At 67.0% G+C, this 1,707-nt stretch carries 1 protein-coding gene; it reads left to right on the top strand.

Annotation, left to right across the window (positions count from 1 at the left end):
- On the top strand, window positions 1–1,623 hold a 1,623-nt coding region (locus QZY48_RS12965; RefSeq protein WP_366929680.1), incomplete at its 5' end, for a sigma-54 dependent transcriptional regulator.
- Between the last annotated feature and the right edge of the window lie 84 nt (window positions 1,624–1,707).

The raw sequence follows: 1,707 nt of genomic DNA, 5'->3' as shown, positions 1-1,707 counted from the left end.
CGTTGTCGTAATCGAGGTTATCGCAGCCCCGGATGCTCTCGCACCCCAAAGTGCATCGCTTCTCCGATTACGACAACGATTACGACAACGACAACGACAACGACAACGATTGTGTTTAACTTGATCGGTTGGAAAGATATGTCTATGACCACCCCGCGTCCGAGCATCTTGGTGGTGGATGACGAGGTCCTGTCCCTCGACGCCCTCGCCCGCATCCTGGACGAGGAGTTCGATGTCCACACCGCCCCCAGCGCGGCCCAGGCACTGCGCTGCCTGGAGCACGACTACATCCAGGCCGTCATCTCCGACCAGCGGATGCCCGAGATGAGCGGGGTGGAATTCCTCGCCCGGGTGCGCGAGCGCTGGCCGGACGTGGTGCGCCTGATGCTCTCCGGCTACACGGACGCGGACGACCTGATCGACGGCATCAACCGCGCCGGCATCTACCAATTCATCGCCAAGCCCTGGCACCCGGACCAACTCCTGCTGAGCGTGCGCAACGCCTGCCGTCTGCACCAGCTCCAGCGGGAGAACGAGGTCCTGGCGCTGGAGATGCGGGTCACGACGCCGACCCTGGAGCAACGTATGGAGCGCCGCCGCGCCCAGCTCAAGCGCAACTTCCGGCTCGACACCATCAGCCGTACCCCGGCGAGCCCGCTCAACCGGGTCTGCGAGCAGCTCGCCCAGGTCGCCCCCTACGACGTGCCGGTGCTGCTCACCGGCGAGTCGGGCACCGGCAAGGAACTCTTCGCCCGCGCCCTGCACTACAACAGCCCGCGGGCGGACAAGCCCTTCGTGGCCGAGAATTGCGCGGCCCTGGCCGACGACATCCTGGAGAGCGAACTCTTCGGCCACGAACGCGGCGCCTTCACCGGCGCCGTCAACGCCCGCATCGGGCTCTTCGAGCAGGCCGACGGCGGGACCATCTTTTTGGACGAGATCGGCGAGGTCTCGGCGGCCTTCCAGGTCAAGCTCCTGCGCGTCCTCCAGGAGGGCGAGGTACGACCGGTGGGTAGCAACCGGCGCCGCCGCGTCGATGTGCGGGTGGTCGCCGCCACCAACCGGGACCTCTACCGGGAGCGCCGCGCCGGCCGCTTTCGGGAGGACCTCTACTACCGCCTGGCCGGACTCTGCCTGCACCTGCCGCCGCTGCGCGACCGGCGGGTCGACATCCCGCTCATCGCCCGCGCCATCCTGGAGGAACTGGTCGAGACCCTGGGCAAGGGGTGCCGCGGCATCACCGACGAGGCCATGGCCGGCCTCCAGGCCTACGACTGGCCGGGCAACGTCCGGGAACTGCGCAACGAGGTCCAGCGTATGCTCATCATGGCCCCGGGGGACCTGCTCGGGATCGAACTGCTGGACCCGCGGCTCCTGCGCGGTGCCGTCCGGTGCGATCAGGACCGCACGGGCGCTGAGGCACCGGACGCGACGCCGACACCGCTGCCCGTCCCCGGCGGACTCAAGGAGCAGGTGGAGGCCCTGGAAGAGCGGCTGCTGCGCGCGGCCCTGGACCGCCACGGCTGGAACAAGAGCCACGCTGCCGAGTCCCTGGGGCTGTCGCGCGTCGGCCTGCGCAACAAGCTGGAGCGCTATGGGCTGGTGCCCAAGACCGATGACTGATCTAAGAAACAGTTCACTGATAGCTTAAACAATTTCATTAGGGAGTGCTTTTCGCGCCATTGTCGTTGTCGTTGTCGTTGTCGT

It is taken from the genome of uncultured Thiodictyon sp. (assembly GCF_903828115.1).
In the GTDB taxonomy this organism is placed as follows: Bacteria; Pseudomonadota; Gammaproteobacteria; order Chromatiales; family Chromatiaceae; genus Thiodictyon.
The sequence above is the reverse complement of the archived record's forward strand: the minus strand, read 5'-3'. Positions and strand labels throughout refer to the sequence as shown.